The following is a 16,609-nucleotide window of genomic DNA, read 5'->3' on the forward strand; positions in this document are numbered from 1 at the left end:
TTATATCGCCAAAAAAGGACAATAAAAACCAAAATCTCTACTCTTGCCATAAAAATCTCCTTAAAAATCACACTATCCATATTGGCACACATATTGCATGTATAAATTAATGAAGTGTCCGAGGTTATGAAAAGGAGGGAAACAGCAGAATACGAGAAAAGAACATGGTCTATTAGCGGTATTTTTGTAAGCGTTCTATTTCAATCCATTTATTTTAAATACAAAGGAGGAACACATATGAGCCAACTACAAGAACAGGCTGTTTCACTTGGAAAAAAAGAGAAAAAAATTAATGTTTTTGTATTGCTATTCGGCATTCTCGTAATAGCGACTCTATTAACTTATTTTTTACCGACCGGAGAATATGCACGGATTGAAGTGAATAACCGGACTACTGTAGACCCAAATTCTTTTAAATCAATAGAATCTGCTCCGGTCGGATTTTTCGATATGATAAAAGCTGTTCATACAGGAATGGTAGAAGCCGGCAATATTATATTTTTCTTATTGATTATCGGAGGATTTTTTGGTGTCTTAAGAGCAACTGGTACGGTTGATGTGCTTATCGCTACAATGGCTAGGAAGTTGGCGACGCGTGAAAAACTATTGATTCCTGTCGTGACGCTGTTTTTCGCTGTAGGTGGCTCTTTAATGGGGATGGCGGAAGAAACACTAGCTTATCTTCCTCTTATCATTCCACTGGCGTTGGCTCTGGGATTTGATGCAATTACAGGTACTGCTATCGTCATAGTAGGAGCATTGTCAGGGTTTACAACTGCCATCATGAATCCTTTCACAGTAGGGCTTGCACAAGGAATCGCAGAATTACCGATGTTCTCAGGAATAGTGTTTCGCCTTATTTTATTTATTATCATCTACCTTGTTTCTGTTCTTTATATCTATCGTTACGCAATGAAGGTAAAGAAAAATCCTTCTATTGGCATCTATGGAAAATATACAAAAGAAGAAGCGGAAAAATTACTGCAATCAAGTGAGAAGTTAACAGGAAGACATAAGTTCATCTTAGGAGCTTTTGTAATTAATTATATCGTTTTGGCGTTTGGTGTAATCAAATTCGAATGGTACATTACAGAAATTTCATCTTTATTCCTTTTATTAACAATAATGATTGGGATCATCGGAAAACTATCTGCAGATCAGATTGTTAACTCCTTTATAAACGGCTCTGCATCCTTGCTCGGTGGTGCCTTGATTATCGGTGTATCGCGCGCCATTCTTGTTGTATTAAATGAAGGGCATATCGTTGACCCTATGCTGCATCAATTATCTGTATCAATCAAGCATATTCCGGACTATTTAAGCGTTGTTGGCATGTACAATTTCCAAGCTCTTATTCATTTTGTTCTAGCATCTGGCACGGGTCATGCGATGCTGACAATGCCGATTATGGTGCCACTTGCAGACTTATTGGGTATTACACGCCAAACTGCAGTGTTATCGTTTTCTTTTGCTGACGGAATCGGAAATATGATTTTTCCGACCGCTACGACCTTAATGGCAGGCTTGGCGATTGCAGGAATTTCTTGGACTAAGTGGGCAAAGTGGATTCTGCCACTTGTGTTCATTCACTATCTCATCGGATTAGTAGCTGTTATCATAGCTCACTTCATAGGATATGGTCCATTCTGATATAAAACGAAAAGTATTGACAGGAGGAGAAAAGAATTGATTACCTTAATAAAAAATGGAGAAGTATACGCACCCAACTATCTAGGACGGAAAGACATATTAATTGCAGATGATAAAATCGCATTCATAGATGATAGAATCGCAATTCCTTACAACTTTGCTCCTATTCTAGTCATTGATGCGGCAAATCTTTTGGTTGTTCCAGGATTTATCGATTCACACGTTCATATAATTGGTGGAGGCGGAGAAGGCGGATTCAAAACCCGCACACCTGAGCTGATGCTTACTGATATTACAACTGCAGGTATTACAACACTAATCGGTTTACTCGGTACTGACGGGACAACACGTAAAATGGAAAGTCTGCTTGCCAAGGCGCGGGCACTTGAAGAAGAGGGAGTTTCTTGTTTCATTCACACAGGCTCCTATCAAGTGCCAGTAAAAACGCTGACGGGAAAAATCGAAGATGATATTATTTTAATTGACAAAATTATCGGTGTTGGAGAGATTGCTATCTCCGACCATAGATCATCAGAACCTACATTTGAGGAAATAGTTAAAGTCGCCACTGCCGCACGCAATGGCGGTCTTCTGTCAGGAAAAGCTGGCATAATAGAAGTTCATGTAGGGGACGGAGAAGGAAAACTTTCATTGTTACATGAAATTGCAGATAAAACCAACATTCCGATTCGGCACTTCCATCCAACACATATAAATCGAAACGAAGAATTATTCAGGGCGGGTATTGATTACGCAAAGCGAGGCGGTTACGTAGACTTTACCACAAGTACTACTCCTCAATTTTTGGAGGACGGGGAAGTGAAATGCAGTGAGGCATTACGTATAATGCTTGAAGATGGGGTCCCAGTCGGACACATCACCTTCTCCTCAGATGGACAGGCCAGCCTCCCCTTCTTTGACAACAATGGGGAGTATGCAGGCCTTCAAGTCGGAAAAGTATCTTCGCTATTTCACGAAGTACGAGAATCTGTTTTAGTGGAAGGTATTCCGTTAGAAACGGCACTAGAAGTCATTACCACGAATCCCGCACAATTGCTGAAACTTTCAAGTAAGGGCTGTATCCAAACCGGGAAGGATGCTGACATCGTATTGTTGGAAAAAGAAACGTTGGACATTCACAGCGTCATTGCAAAAGGCAAGTTTATGGTAGAAAATAAAGTTCCGATAGTGAAGGGAACATTTGAATAAGAAAGATAAGAAGCTTCTATTACAAAAATCATTTAAAGACAATAGAAAAATATGACACTTATACAAATGAATAGTATGTAAACTTAAGACCACCGGTTTAAAAAATCAGTGGTCTTTTATTTAGAGAAGAATTTAGCTAATTAATTTCATGTTTTGAATACAAAGCGATTGCAACCAATGGTTTTAGCAATTAATATTTCTTGTTTCTTATTTAGGTAGATATGCAATTTATATGCCTTACTTACTAACATAGGGTGCACCTCACCTTTTTATACGATATCTACAGTATAAAAAAAACGTAGGCTTACGCCTACTGATATTCATCTCCCACCTAAAATTAGTGTTTCACACCTTTATATTTTTGAGGAAGGAGTTTTCGGTCTTGGATTATTTCGTTTTCATTAGCTTGATAGTGATGTTTCCGTATCCCCTAAAAATAGAAAAAGAAGATTGAGACATCTCATCTTCTTTTCAGGCAGAGTTAGAGAAAGCATTTTATTGGATAAAATGCTTTCTCTAAGAACTAGCTCTGCAAAAATCGCTGTATTTCTATTTCTGGTAATCCTGTAAGCTTTGCAATGTCTTCTACAGACACACCATTTTTATGCATGCCTCGAATGAGTTGCATCTTTCCTTGCTCAACCCCTTGTTCAATTCCCTTTTTAATTCCTTGTTGTTCTGCATGAGCAAATTTTGCTGCCTCATCCATTAAGGCCTTTTCTCTTGCTTCATATGCTTGACGGAAAGAAGAATCTTGACTCATACGTTCCCATTTATTCATTGCTTTTTGTAAAATCGGATCTCGGTTCATGGCAATATCCTCCAATGTTTGTGTGCGATGTTCATCTTCATTCGCAGGTAATAATAACCAACGAACAAACGAATCTTCCCACGGATTGACTTTCTCTTCGCGCCATTGCTGCATCAACTTTGGAATCTCTACTATATGAACTTCTATAACATCACTTAATAGCTTAGTCGCTCACAACAAGAGAGGATAGCATTTACATTTTGCTTATTTATTTTACCACTTGAACAGATACTGGTTTCCAGCCCTGATTCTCTACCCAATCAATATCAACCTTATATTTTTTATTACTTTGCTTATCTCGTACATTACCGTAGGCTTTATTTTCACCATTATTTCCAATAAAATCAAAAATCAATTGACCCTCTGGAACATCAACAGCATAAGAAATTGCTTTTTTCATCTCATTCCAATCTACTGTTCCTTCTTTAAATTTCATTGCAGGTTTTGCTCCTTGCTCTGTACCAATTGGCTTCCAAGAAGGATTAGTTTGAGAACCCTTTTCTTGAGATGCCGTTTTTTCTCCCTCTTTATTTTCATTTTCGCTCGTTTTTACCGATTTTTCTGCTTTTTGTTTCTCTTCTAACAGTGCTGCTTCTCTCTCTTCACGTTTCTTCTCTTCTAACAGTACTGCTTCTCTCTCCTCACGTTCCTTCTCTTCTAACTGCGCTGCTTCTTTCACTTCACGTTTCTTCTCTTCTAACTGCGCTGCTTCTTTCTCTTTATGTTTCTTCTCTTCTATCTTTGTTGCTTTCTTTTCTTGAGCAATTGCTTTCTTTGATGTATCAGAAGGGGAAAACAACTGGTATGTCACTATACCAACTGTCACTAATACCAAAGTAAATGCAATATTAAAAATCACCTTTTTACGACGATTTTGTTGTTTTTCTTGAAACCTGCTTCCTTGTCCCATTTTTTAAACCTCCGAGTTTATTTTCTCTTCTAATCTTTATGCATTATCCTTATAATTCTTAATATTTTCATTAAACAATGGGAATGAATTACAATTCCCATACAAGATTTCATATCATAATAAAATTTGTGTTGTTTCAAGCATCTGACATATGTTATTCAAAAATATTTTAATACATTAAAAATTGATAAGCATCTGTTCGTAAGAAACCTTCAATTTTATTCAAAGGTGATTCCAATTACGTCCACATTAGATCTCCTGTAGAAATCTTTTTAACAATTAAGCCCCTTCTCCCCTTATTTATAATTTTCAAATTAAACTGCCCTCTATGGTACAATAAAGATGTGTTGTTTTCTACTGGGGTATGTCGTAAAATCAAAAGGGATTTTATCTCTTTTACCTTTTTTTCAGAGTAACTTTCACCACTAGGAGACTCTATTATTCCTAATGTAATCTTTAATTCGCTTTCATCAAAAATCCAATCTTTATTAAGTTCCCTTATCTTTTGTATAAAGCTTCTTTTGGTTTTTCCTATATAGATCAATGTTTCATTCTTAGCATATACTCTAGAGATTGCAAATATTCCCTTCTTAAAAGCTTCTTCTCTATTATAAAAATCATTTAAACTATACAATCCATACCATTTAATATGTACTGTTTCTATTAAACTCACCTCATTTTTATGATTAATATTATAATTTCTGAATGTTCAAATTATTATGGATACATAGCCTTGATTACTTGAATTATAAATAGTGCTTTTCAATAATACATTTTATTATTACTAATTTCAATAATGAATATGTACATATTCATTATTGAATGGCTGCAAAAAAACATGGGAATTTAATTCAAGCCCTATATCAAAATGAAAATAAAAAACACCTGTGATATACACAAAGTGCTTTTCTCTTGTCAATTTATCTATTTTCTTTTTATAACCCAAACTCTTTCGAATCGTACTTTTCTAGAGTTTGCTGCAATTCATTTTTTTCATATGGAATATGTTTATCTGTCTGTACATCTTCAACATTTTCTCCACCTGCTAATAATCTCCTGTACTTAAAAGAGTGCCCTGTTAATAATGGTGTAATTATGTTGTATGGCCCTCCTTTTGTTTGATTACTTGTATCATAAAACAAGTATCTGAAGCTGATATGTGGTCTACTTTACTGATAAAAATAACAAATAAAAAAGGAAACCTGCATGTTCGTTATAGTGATTTTCATGTTATATATACTCATATAAATTTATTAATATGCAATATTACATATTAGGTTCCTGTATCTTCATGATATTGATGTATTTATGATACTTATATGTTCATATTTAGAAAGGAATACTATTGTACGTTGAAAAGGCGGAGTCTCTTTGAAGACTTCGCCGTTGTTTATATAGGGCATGAATGGTCTCGATACCTTTTATCGTACGTGAAGCATGACGAAGATTTTGAAATCCTGCAGATTTAGCAAAACGCCTCTTGACATGCCTATGATTCTGGTCAATAAGATGGCTAAAATTTTTGATTCTACAATGGATTATAGTTTGATAAACCGAGAGACCCTTTAGAATAGAAATCACTTTTGACACAAAACAATGATTTTATATGGTGTAGTTTGAGCTGGTATACTCATTGTTGTAAAACTATAAATAGCTATTAAATTTCGATTTACAAGATTACCTGTAAAGAATTGACCATTTGTTAATAAAATTTGAGTAGAAGGAGAAATATTTAATTTTAATTTTCCATCACTACTCTCCAACTGTTCATTAAAATAGTCTACTTTTACATTTTGATGCGGTGTATATTTTGCCATAACAATCGCTTGAAATTGTGGTGGGAAAATGAGAGGAGCAGGAGCGTTAGCATCGTAAAACCCAGTTACTTTATCTCCTACTACTACCGTTGCATAGTCGATAAAATACGTATTTGGTTTCACTACAAAATTTATTAGATTTCCATAACCATTATCTACGGACATTAATTTATTACATCCTATATCTTCGTTTGACCCTGTTACAAAATCGTTAATCATAGTTATTGTACCATCAAATGATTGAAATTTTTTCATTCAAATACCTCTTTTGTTTATATAATTAAACCTCTATCGTTACTCTATAATTTTTAAAAACATGTAAATGAAATAATCCTTCTCGTATCAATTCCAAAAATAACCCAAAACCTACCGTTCCATCTAAAACCAGCAACAGACCTTGGTCCTACAAAAATTGGGAAATACCAAAATTGTTCACCATTACTAAGCCATATATAAGTATTTCGAAATAAACATAATGAAATTGCTCCTGGATCAACAGCAAATGGTGAAGCAGTTGATTGTTGAGGAATAAATGATGGGGGAGGAGATGTTGGAGCTTGTGAACTTTGCTGTCCTGGAAAACTTGGTACACCCGGAAAACCTGGCATTCCAGGTATACCTGGAATCTGAGGACCAGGGAATTGACGATCGAAGCATTGATCATAATTTATATAAGGAAAATATATTGAATTATTATACATTTAAAAACCACCTCTTTCTTTTTAAAACCCTCCAAATTATTAATATGTAATGTTGTTCGTATAGGAAGCTTATTCGCTTCCTATACGAACAATATTTTAAACAGGAAAGTATACCTATACCCTTTGTTTTTCGGTATGGGGTAAAGTGGAGCGAGGGGCTAGCCTCTCCTAATGCCATAAAAAAATAAAGAGTGAGAGGAATTCATCACACCTGAAAATTATCTAAAATTAAAAGATTCAGTTCCTACTTTTTTATACTTTTTTTTTGCACCAGAACCTTTATTTTCGTCTATTCCTTTTCTGGCCAAATTTTCGCGCTTGGTTCTAATAACCACTTGTGTTCTTCCTCCATGATGCGATCATTCCATGGATTACTCTCAAGATGTCGAATCATCCAACAAAAATACATCGCATAGCCGGGTGCTGTTGCTTGTGGGTGATCTAGCTCACCCGGAATTGTAATGAAGCTAGTTGGCTTAAGCTAACATGTTTGCTACTATAGCTGATAGTAAAATTAAAATTGGACTCTTTTTAAAAATAAATTGAAACCGACTGTTATAAAAAGGGTTAAGTCCATCCAATTCTAGTCTTTTTTAAAACGTTAAATGTTATATACTGTAACTTAAAATTCATTAATATAAATTTTTAAAACGCGCTTCAATTTTATCTGGCGTCATTACCCCACCACCAATAGGGATAATTTGATTATCCTTTTGTAAAAGTAATGAAGGATAACTATTAACACCAAGCTGTCGAACTTTATTGAAGTCGTTTTGGGCATCTATTATTGTTTCTTGAGAGTTTAAACGTTCTAATACTTGTTTAGAATTCAGACCAAGCTCAATTGCAATCTTACGATATGTTTCAGGATCACTCAGACTTTGGCCCTCATAATAAAACGCTTTTTGCATAGCCGAAGTGAATTCTAACAAACGGTCTGGTGCTAATGAGCGTAAAGCTGAAAAGCCAATTGCAGCATCTTTCGAATTCATTTTAAAAGTACCTTCTTCCACCAATTTTTGATATGAAGGACCAAATTCTGCACCTGTAAGTTGATTAATTCTTTTATTCCCCTCTTCTATATATGAGAAATTTTTCATTGGTAAATCATCTAAAAATAATCCTCCACATAAAACTGTTAACGGCACTTCAGTGTGGTTTTTGTAAAATCCTTTAATACTTTCTGAAAAGCCATAGCACCATCCACAATAGGCGTCCCATACGTAAATAAGGTTATCTTGTTTTGTCTCCATTTAAATCTCCTACCTTTATTTTTATTATCTAGCTCAGCTAACTTTTTGGTTTATATAAGTACATCTTTTTATACCTTGTTCTTTTTGGGATACCTTACTATATTCCCCAAAAACTAATATTTCCAAAGAAAGATTAACCAAGGTTTTTAACAAAAGATTACGTTGCACATTATTGCCCCGTATCAGAAAATACTAAAGTTGGGATTATACATTAATTTGAATGCATTAGTAACTTTCTACACCGGGTGGCAACGTGTGGACCACCATCCTTAATTAAATATATAAATCATATTTTTATTTTAAGCAGTAATTAGTTGTAACCAATTCGATTGCAACATTATGTAACTATATTAGTTACAACTATAGTAGAAGTCAATTCTTTTTTAACAAAAACAATAAATTTCTACCCTAACGCTTTTAGAATTCTATTATTAAAAACTGGCTTCTTGTTCTTAAATTTGTTAAAAAGCTTAGTAATTCCCTAAAAACATCACTAGTAAATATGGAACAACAAATTCAAGATAATTTACAAAACAAATAATATAAGTACCTCTTTCATGACTTACCGACAGAGTACCAGTTCTAGTAGATAGTTTTTTTCAAAGCATTACTTTTACTATTTTGGGATTTATGCTTTTCTTAGCTTGATTGCTGTATAATGATAATAAAGTTATTGAATTTTGATTATTAAAAGCTAAGAGCCTTACTACATTCTACGTAGCAAGGCTCTTTAAAGTTGTTTCAAATTACATCCATCTGTTTATATAATACTTAAAAAATGAATAATAAAGTTGTTTACTTCTTATTGAACTAACGCATCTGTTCTTTTAAGTGTAACTCTCCACAATTACTTGATATTATATAGGTGAATAGAAAGATAAATTAAAATTAAGTTTCGTAGTTGTAAAAAGAGGTTATTTATATTATTCACTTATAATTTTCCAAAAAGGAGAGTTTATGAAAAAGATTATTGTTTTTGTATTAACGATATTTATATTATTCTCAGGATTCACAACACAAAGTTATGCGTTGTCAGATTCGCAATCTACGGCAATACAAGCGTTGCTAGATGATGCCTGTCGTATATCAGGTGTACCGGGAATGTCAATCTCAATACTTGCTGATGATGAAGTGTTCTACTTTTCTTCAGGGTATGCAGACCGTGAAAAGGGGTTGTCTGCAAGTGAAAATACACTCTATGAGTTAGCCTCGGTCAGTAAAGCTTTTACCGGTATGGGTATTATGTTGTTGGAAGAGCAAGGGTTGCTCTCAATGACTGATCCTGTTCAAAAATATTTACCTTGGTTTACGTTAAAGTATCAGGGGAAACCTGTTGATATGCAAAGTCTTACACTAAATAACTTTCTTCACCATACCAGTGGTCTAACAAATATTAGGCATCTTCAAAATATTCCACAAGGCAATACACCGGATATGTTGCAAAAAACTGTGGAAATGCTCGTGGATGCTGAATTGGCGTTCCCTCCCGGTGAACAGTATAACTATGGAACCGTTAATTATGACGTATTGGGTTTGGTTATTGAGATTGTGTCGCGACAAAGCTATGAAGACTTTATGAAGGAACAGGTATTTCAGCCGTTAGGTCTTCACCAGACGTATGTTTATAAAGAAGCTGCTCAAGTCACTGGACAGTTGGCACAGGGCTACCGTTCTTCCTTTTTTATGACAACTCCATTTAAAGCTCCGGATTATGCTGGGAATAAACCCGCAGGCTACATCATTTCTAATACAAAAGATATGGCGCGTTGGATGGGCATACAGATGGGGATCGTGCAGGACATACCCGAAATATTTCACATGGTTATCGAAAAATCACATAGGGGTGATATGTCTGTTTCGGCTGTCAACGGTATGTATTATGCGGCAGGCTGGTCCGTAAACGCCGAACAAACGATTATAGAACACACTGGGGGCAATCCAAATTTCAGAACCGAAGTAGTCATACTGCCAAATGAACGAACAGCCGTCTCCTTGCTGAGCAACGGCGCAAATACCAATACAAACATGGTACTAAAAGTTAAAGATATATTAGAAGGCAATCTAACTCAGTCATATGAAATAAGCGGCACACAGCTTTTGGATATCATTTTGTCGTCTATCACAATTATTCTTTGCCTATTGGCCGTTTTGCTATTTATCTTAGGATTACGCAGAAGGAGAACGAATGAGCGGCAGCCAATGACAAAAAAGAGAATAACCGTAACAGTTATTTTCCTGACCGCTACGATTGCCCTGGGTATACTGTGCTGTGCTTTTGATTGGTCAACAATACTTATGTGGCAAACATATAGTGTTCTTACAGCTTTGATTTCGTCAGCATTATTAACAGCAAGCATTACATGGTTTGTATACACTCACCGATAAAATACCCCGCTCCCAAGATAAGCATAATGTTAAGTAATTATATTTCAATTTATCGGTATGCTTAATTTGAAAAACATAAGACACTTCGGTGTCTTTTTTAATATCATCGACAATTTTCCCAGTCAAACCTAATTACTATTGCTTCCACTAACCTGCTCCGTTCGTGGAATAAGGATTTTTAAACAACTATATTATTTTTCAAATGACTTTATTGTAAATTAAACAACTTTATTATTTCTGCACAATTGCAGCGTGGGGATTTCCGTATTCAATGTATATGGATACCTATAAAAATACAAAAGCAAAAAAAGAGAGTCGTTATTTACTCTCTTAAACGCTCTACGACTTTTGGCTATTTTTTTCTTCTATTTATAAATTAAATGTTAGTTTTACAAAACATTCAAAATGTTAAACTTACAAAAGCCATTAATATCATGCGCAAATGCTGATATCAATGGCTTTTGGTATAGATATGTTGTAATCATTCTTTTAAATTATTAAAAGGCATAAGCTCAGTTTTACTTTTTACCAGTATTATGCTCTTACATTTATCTTTCTTGTCCATCTGTTTGATTGGCTTGGAACTCCATTTTTAGCGCAATACTATCCCCTTGGAACACGTTTTGATCTGTTCCGTTGTCTTCAAATATAAACTTTATCCAAAACCAATCCATTTTCCCAGGTTTTAATCCTCCTGTTTCAGTCCACTTAGAATGAAATACTTTTTTGGAGGCAATCTCTGGGCTTTGTGATTTTAGTTCTGCAAGAGTTGTCTCGTATACAGGGCTTTTTGCAGGATCCCAATCCCAAAGAAATTGTACTTTAATATGTTTACCTAAATCTTCTGTAGTGTTATTTTGTTTTAAATCGTTTACAGTATAGTCTATTTTCATCATGATATCTTTAATATCTAATGTACCACTATTTTTTAAATTGAATTTCTTTAATATTTTGTCCCCAGGTTTTAAATTTTCTAAGTTAAGTGAAGTAGTTGGCTGCATAGCTAAATCCAATGTACCTGCAGCAAATGAATTATTTGTCACCACTTGATCGCTAAAATATGCATATGTTCCCCCACCAATTAAAGATAAACCCAGAGCGGCTGAAACCACTCCAACACCTAATTTCTTTTTCAATGACATTTTTTGTTCCTCCCATATCATTTTTATAATCTTTCTCCCTAATCAACCGAAAAGGTCCCCTTAATACAGATATACCATGAATTGTTAAAAAATTATATTAAAAGCAGTAAATTCCTTATTGAGAAAATTTTGTTATTATCTATCTTCTGTAAATGAAACGTCCCAAAACTAGAAAAATTGGATTTATAATGATCAAAACCTATACCAAAAACGAATTAATATTAACTGCCCTTTATAATTAGAATTATTTATTTCTTCAGGAGTATTCTAACACTTCAAAAGGTACGTATACCTTTTGATCTTTTCTAATAATGTTTTCAAGAAAAGAGTGGCTGTACTTTTGTGCAGCTACTTTTATATGCAATAAATCAGTAAAAGATATTCGAGCTGCAATAAATGCCCCTTTTATACTTTGGCTTCCTCGAATTTAATAGCACTTTATCGCATGCCCTATCAGGGGTACCGCCACATGCCAATCAACTTAAGAATTCAGAATTACCCCAAAACAAAAAAATGAGCTTTTTTGCTACAAGTTAGCACAAAATTTCGTTCTGGGGGTACTTACTTTTCTTAGCTTGATAGCGATGTGGTACTACCCCTTACAAGACAGAATTATCAATCACTGAGTATTAATATTCTATAATTGAGTAACAGCTCCAAAACTGATTTTCAATAGAAAAAAAGGGTTACAAATTCAATTGTGGCCCTTTTTCCAAGTGTTTTTGTTTTATGCGATTCCTATAATGATTATAAGAGTGAAGTATGGTTCGAAATAGCGCTGATTATATGAACCCAATCGTCGCAATGAATCTCGTGCCCCGATCCTTCGGTTAGTAATACAGCATGGGGAATTCCATTAACAAGAGCAAGACCATGCTCGTATGGAAGCACTGTATCTTCTGTACCGTGGATAACCAAAGTAGGTATATTAATTTCTTTTAACTTCCCCTCATAAGAATCATCGCCTTTAAGAAGTGAGTGATTAAACATACTGAGTAGGTTATTTGCTCGTTTTATTTCTTTTTCTACCTGCTTATAAGCCCTCTTCTCATCGAACTTATGCTTTGAACCACAGAGTAACACTGATCCTGTAACCAAGTAATTTGCAACAGATTCTTCATCCGACCAATTTAGTTTGGCCCCATTAGCACGGTAAGTGAGTATCTTCTCATCGATCGGAGGCAAATTCCGTTTGTTGTCTTCAGAGCCAAAAATACTTGATGCAATCAAAGTTATACTTAGAACTCGCTGAGGGTTCCTCAAGGCTACAATTTGAGCAATCATTCCACCCATTAGAAAAAGCAGGACAATAATATTAAATTGGCTTCCATTCGCAGGAGTTTAAGCCTTGTATTTATGACTATTTGATTAGGCAATCGATATGTTGTGCTGAAACGTCAATATATTTTAAAAAGGATCTCTCTTGATAAAGAGAGATCCTTTTCTTATTTCTTCTTCTTTTCTGTCGGTTGGCTTTGTTTAGCGAAATTAGATGAATCATCGAAATTCGGTTGCTTTTTACCAGCATTATTACTTCTACCTTTTCCCATATGTAATGCACCTCCCCTCATCCTTACTATTCCCAATAAAAAAAACCCTCTTGCATCCAAGAGGATTTTTTATTTGGCTCTTATTAATAATGCCAAACTGTTCTCGTAGTACTTCCAACACTTCCCGTCCTGCCATAGCTTTTAACCATGGTGTTGATGGTGGCCATCATGCGTATAATTTGTCTTGGAGTTTTCCTTTAAACAATACCTAAGTTCGGTTTCAGTCTTCGATTGCTTGGTAGACCGTGGTCCAGAAGTCTTGGATAAGATGCGATGGGGCCGGAGTTGACATCCCAACCTGGGTGAACAGAATTCCAATAAACTGTTTGTCTGGATCAGCGTAAGCTGTAGTGCCAGTTCCGCCATCCCAGCCGAATTGACCGATAGACGCGTAGTCTCCAAGATAGGTACGCACCCCCATCCCAAAGCCCCAGCCACCTTGTATCCCTTGTCCAAACGACAAATGGACGTTGTTTTTGGCCAAATCGTCTCGGTATACTTGTTGTTCAGGAGTAAGACGGTTGGTGGTCATCAGCTGGACTGCGGGCCTAGACAGAATCCGTTTGGTCCCGTGCATCCCTTTGTTCAACAGCATCTGCAAATACGCGTGATAATCGTCGATGGTTGCGAGCAGCCCACCACCGCCTGCTTGAAATGCTGGAGGTTTGCTGTAACGTCCGCCTGTACCCTCATCCCACACGATGAACTCACCTGTCTGCGGATCTGGGTTGAAGGCAGGTGGAAGCCGGTCAATCTTGAGCTCAGGCACGTAGAAACCAGTGTCCTTCATTCCCAGTGGATCGAATATGCGTTCGCGCAGGAATGACTCGAATGTCTGACCCGTGACCCTGGCAACAAGAATGCCGAGCACTTCAATACTGATATGATACTGCCACCGCTCTCCGGGCTGGTAGCTTAGCGGAAGTGCACCTAGGCGACACATAAACTCATCTGGATCGGGCATATCCTGCCCTGGCGTGTCGAATATCCCACTCTCGAAGAACGCGTTCATGATCGGAGAACCCATCAACGTGAGATCCACTCCGAGACCGAATGTGGAGGTCAACAGGTCTCGTACAGTGATAGGACGCCGTGCTGGGACGGTCTCTTCCAGTGGACCATCGGGCTGTTTCAACACCTGCCGGTCAGCGAGTTCGGGCAGCCATTTGTCTACTGGATCGTCTAAATGCAGTTTGCACTCGTCGAGCAGAACCATTACTGGTGAAACTGCGATCGGCTTGCTAGTGGACGCCAATCGAAAGATCGTGTCCCGACGCATTGGTGCGCCACCATCATGCCTCATTGTTCCAAGCGCTTCGACGTGCGTCTCCCCGTTTCGGCTGACTAAGGCGACGAGCCCAGGAATCTTTCCAGAATCGACATGCTGCCCCAGTACATTGCGCATTTTGCGCAATCCTGTTTCAGAAAAGCCTTTATTGTTTTGTCCCATTTTGTTCTCCTTTAGTTTAGATTGAGATTTCTAATACATATTGACAATCAATTATTAGTTCTTCAAATAGAAAAATTCCCCTTTTTAATAATTTCGACAAAATGTATTTATGTATATGGAGGCATCATAAATCACTATCAACCTAAGATAAATTTATATCTATAATTCACAGAGAACGTTATTCTTTTTGTAGAAATATACAGAAAGGATGGCGATGTGTTGCTATCCCATTGTAGATTAAGTAAGAAGAGGCACTTTGATGATAGTGCCTTTTCTTTATAAAAAATCCAAATGCTGATACATAATGAATTAATAAAGATAGGCTAATTTAAATTTATGGAGATTTAATAATAAGGAATGAAATCATTGAAAACATTCATGCAGCCATTAAAAATATGATTATAAGATTTGCGAATTGATTATGATATATTTAAAAAATGCCGATATACTTTCAACTAAGTAAAAAAGCCCCAAATTTTTTTAAAAATAAGTTGGGGCTTTTGAACTAGAAAAGTATATTTTCAACTATGAAAACTATGAAAAAATTTTTTCCTTTTTACCTACTTACCAAATTCAGCAAGTAAAATATTTTTAAAAGGATCAGGACTGTTAGCTCTACCCATACTGTTCAAACTGACGGCCAACGTATGCTTACCTCCAAGTATACCTCCAGCAAAAGTACTAAATCCTGGAATACCACCTGTGTGTCCCCAAATCGGGACACCGTTTGGAAGCTTAGTTTCATAGATTCCAAGACCGTATCTCCCGATTTCAGCTCTTCCTGTAGGAACTGTAGTAAGCATTTGTTTTAGTTGCTGTTCTTTCATTAATTTTCCACCGAGCAAGTAAGAAAAGAATTTGTTTAAGTCGTCAGCAGTAGAAATCATATCTCCAGCCGAGCTACCTATACTTGGATTAAAATAAGTAACGTCTTTTAGCTCACTTGCTCCGTCTGGTTGGACATATCCACGGGCATGCTTAGTGCCTGGCATAACGCTTGAATTGCCAGGTAGGAATGTATTCGACAATTCAAGCGGTTCAATAATCCGATTTTCAATCTCTTCCGCATAACTGTTTCCGGTTACTTTTTCAATAAGGATACCCAGTAATACGTATCCTGTGTTTGAATAAGACCAGCCCTTTCCTGGGGCAAAGTCTGGGGGCATCGAAAGTCCAATCTTCACTAGCTCTTCAGCGGTATACAATCTTTTTGTATGCGTAAAATCAGCTTCTTTTGACCTTGAGTATTCAGCGATGCCACTTGTATGATTCAACATCTGACGGATAGTAATCTGTTTAGCATCATATCCATTTCCTTGAATGACACCAGGCAACCATTTTTCGATGGAGTCGTCTAGATTCAGGCGGTTCTCTCCAGCTAATTGAAGTAAAACCGTTGCGATGAACGTCTTCGTTACACTGCCAATGCGAAAGCGAAAATCTGTTTTCATTGGTTGCTTGCTGCTCAGATCCGCTACCCCAGCGGCATAACCCCAAGTTTTTCCACCCTCAGAAGTTTTAGCAAGTATCCCCGGGTATCCAAGTTGCAATGTATCCCGCATTGCTTGCTTGACGGAATTACGATCTCGTTGAGTATTTGTTTGTAACGAACTAGATACATTTTGAGTGGGCTCTGCTTTTACAATTGAGGTTGGCGTTGTGTATAACAGGGAACTTCCAGCTATTAAAAGAGCCAGACTTGCAAATGTAATTTGACTACGTGTTTTCATA

12 protein-coding genes and 5 pseudogenes are annotated in these 16,609 nt (G+C 36.4%); 3 read left to right on the plus strand and 14 right to left on the minus strand.

What is annotated here, in order from left to right; genetic code table 11:
* The first annotated feature begins 237 nt into the window (after positions 1-237).
* Positions 238-1,650 carry a YfcC family protein gene (locus MR066_RS03690; RefSeq protein WP_242246099.1) on the plus strand — a complete coding sequence of 471 codons (1,413 nt, stop codon included), beginning with the start codon at positions 238-240 and terminating at the stop codon, positions 1,648-1,650.
* A gap of 36 nt (positions 1,651-1,686) precedes the next feature.
* A complete protein-coding gene (iadA, locus tag MR066_RS03695) occupies positions 1,687-2,859 on the plus strand; it encodes a beta-aspartyl-peptidase (RefSeq protein ID WP_242246027.1) in 1,173 nt (390 codons plus the stop codon).
* A 155-nt stretch (positions 2,860-3,014) separates the two neighbouring features.
* On the opposite strand, the pseudogene MR066_RS03700 reads toward iadA, so the two are convergent.
* The 10 genes and pseudogenes from MR066_RS03700 to MR066_RS03745 all read right to left on the minus strand — a co-directional run.
* Positions 3,015-3,110: pseudogene (locus tag MR066_RS03700) on the minus strand (helix-turn-helix domain-containing protein); the annotation flags it as partial.
* A 272-nt stretch (positions 3,111-3,382) separates the two neighbouring features.
* Positions 3,383-3,835 (minus strand): annotated as a pseudogene (locus MR066_RS03705) (Rpn family recombination-promoting nuclease/putative transposase); the annotation flags it as partial.
* 43 nt (positions 3,836-3,878) lie between these two features.
* Positions 3,879-4,580, minus strand: a complete 702-nt coding sequence (locus MR066_RS03710) for a YrrS family protein (protein WP_215588359.1) — start codon at positions 4,578-4,580, stop codon at positions 3,879-3,881.
* Positions 4,581-4,818: 238 nt separating this feature from the next.
* Entirely contained in the window at positions 4,819-5,253 is a 435-nt protein-coding gene (locus MR066_RS03715; RefSeq protein ID WP_002035470.1) for a hypothetical protein, read from the minus strand.
* Between the two features lie 262 nt (positions 5,254-5,515).
* Positions 5,516-5,722 carry a hypothetical protein gene (locus tag MR066_RS03720; protein ID WP_002031994.1) on the minus strand — a complete coding sequence of 69 codons (207 nt, stop codon included), beginning with the start codon at positions 5,720-5,722 and terminating at the stop codon, positions 5,516-5,518.
* A 187-nt stretch (positions 5,723-5,909) separates the two neighbouring features.
* Positions 5,910-6,134: pseudogene (locus MR066_RS03725) on the minus strand (DDE-type integrase/transposase/recombinase); the annotation flags it as partial.
* Between the two features lie 23 nt (positions 6,135-6,157).
* A complete protein-coding gene (locus MR066_RS03730; protein ID WP_002013693.1) occupies positions 6,158-6,652 on the minus strand; it encodes a hypothetical protein in 495 nt (164 codons plus the stop codon).
* 53 nt (positions 6,653-6,705) lie between these two features.
* Complete coding sequence (locus tag MR066_RS03735) at positions 6,706-7,098, minus strand: transporter (protein ID WP_002031996.1); 393 nt, start codon at positions 7,096-7,098, stop codon at positions 6,706-6,708.
* Positions 7,099-7,387: 289 nt separating this feature from the next.
* Positions 7,388-7,567 (minus strand): annotated as a pseudogene (locus MR066_RS03740) (5-deoxy-glucuronate isomerase); the annotation flags it as partial.
* 163 nt (positions 7,568-7,730) lie between these two features.
* A complete protein-coding gene (locus MR066_RS03745) occupies positions 7,731-8,351 on the minus strand; it encodes a DsbA family protein (protein ID WP_002033220.1) in 621 nt (206 codons plus the stop codon).
* 957 nt (positions 8,352-9,308) lie between these two features.
* On the opposite strand from MR066_RS03745, the gene MR066_RS03750 reads away from it, so the two are divergent.
* A complete protein-coding gene (locus tag MR066_RS03750) occupies positions 9,309-10,736 on the plus strand; it encodes a serine hydrolase domain-containing protein (protein ID WP_242246028.1) in 1,428 nt (475 codons plus the stop codon).
* Between the two features lie 548 nt (positions 10,737-11,284).
* On the opposite strand, the gene MR066_RS03755 is transcribed toward MR066_RS03750, so the two are convergent.
* The 4 genes and pseudogenes from MR066_RS03755 to MR066_RS03770 all read right to left on the minus strand — a co-directional run bounded on the left by MR066_RS03755 (position 11,285) and on the right by MR066_RS03770 (position 16,608).
* Positions 11,285-11,878 carry a TasA family protein gene (locus tag MR066_RS03755; protein WP_002084491.1) on the minus strand — a complete coding sequence of 198 codons (594 nt, stop codon included), beginning with the start codon at positions 11,876-11,878 and terminating at the stop codon, positions 11,285-11,287.
* Between the two features lie 747 nt (positions 11,879-12,625).
* Positions 12,626-13,171 (minus strand): annotated as a pseudogene (locus MR066_RS03760) (alpha/beta fold hydrolase); the annotation flags it as partial.
* A gap of 477 nt (positions 13,172-13,648) precedes the next feature.
* Positions 13,649-14,878: a serine hydrolase domain-containing protein gene (locus MR066_RS03765; RefSeq protein WP_151304331.1), complete on the minus strand. Its 1,230-nt coding sequence runs from the start codon at positions 14,876-14,878 to the stop codon at positions 13,649-13,651.
* 560 nt (positions 14,879-15,438) lie between these two features.
* Entirely contained in the window at positions 15,439-16,608 is a 1,170-nt protein-coding gene (locus MR066_RS03770; RefSeq protein ID WP_242246029.1) for a serine hydrolase domain-containing protein, read from the minus strand.
* Between the last annotated feature and the right edge of the window lies 1 nt (position 16,609).

Source organism: Bacillus cereus group sp. BfR-BA-01523 (assembly GCF_022662615.1).
Taxonomy (GTDB): Bacteria; Bacillota; Bacilli; order Bacillales; family Bacillaceae_G; genus Bacillus_A; species Bacillus_A mycoides.

What these genes read in the sequence shown, in the direction of transcription:
- MR066_RS03690 (WP_242246099.1), top strand. Translation starts at nt 238, where the DNA reads ATGAGCCAACTACAAGAACAGGCTGTTTCACTTGGAAAAAAAGAGAAA.
- MR066_RS03710 (WP_215588359.1), bottom strand. Translation starts at nt 4,580, where the DNA reads ATGGGACAAGGAAGCAGGTTTCAAGAAAAACAACAAAATCGTCGTAAA.
- MR066_RS03730 (WP_002013693.1), bottom strand. Translation starts at nt 6,652, where the DNA reads ATGAAAAAATTTCAATCATTTGATGGTACAATAACTATGATTAACGAT.
- MR066_RS03735 (WP_002031996.1), bottom strand. Translation starts at nt 7,098, where the DNA reads ATGTATAATAATTCAATATATTTTCCTTATATAAATTATGATCAATGC.
- MR066_RS03745 (WP_002033220.1), bottom strand. Translation starts at nt 8,351, where the DNA reads ATGGAGACAAAACAAGATAACCTTATTTACGTATGGGACGCCTATTGT.
- MR066_RS03750 (WP_242246028.1), top strand. Translation starts at nt 9,309, where the DNA reads ATGAAAAAGATTATTGTTTTTGTATTAACGATATTTATATTATTCTCA.
- MR066_RS03755 (WP_002084491.1), bottom strand. Translation starts at nt 11,878, where the DNA reads ATGTCATTGAAAAAGAAATTAGGTGTTGGAGTGGTTTCAGCCGCTCTG.
- MR066_RS03765 (WP_151304331.1), bottom strand. Translation starts at nt 14,878, where the DNA reads ATGGGACAAAACAATAAAGGCTTTTCTGAAACAGGATTGCGCAAAATG.
- MR066_RS03770 (WP_242246029.1), bottom strand. Translation starts at nt 16,608, where the DNA reads ATGAAAACACGTAGTCAAATTACATTTGCAAGTCTGGCTCTTTTAATA.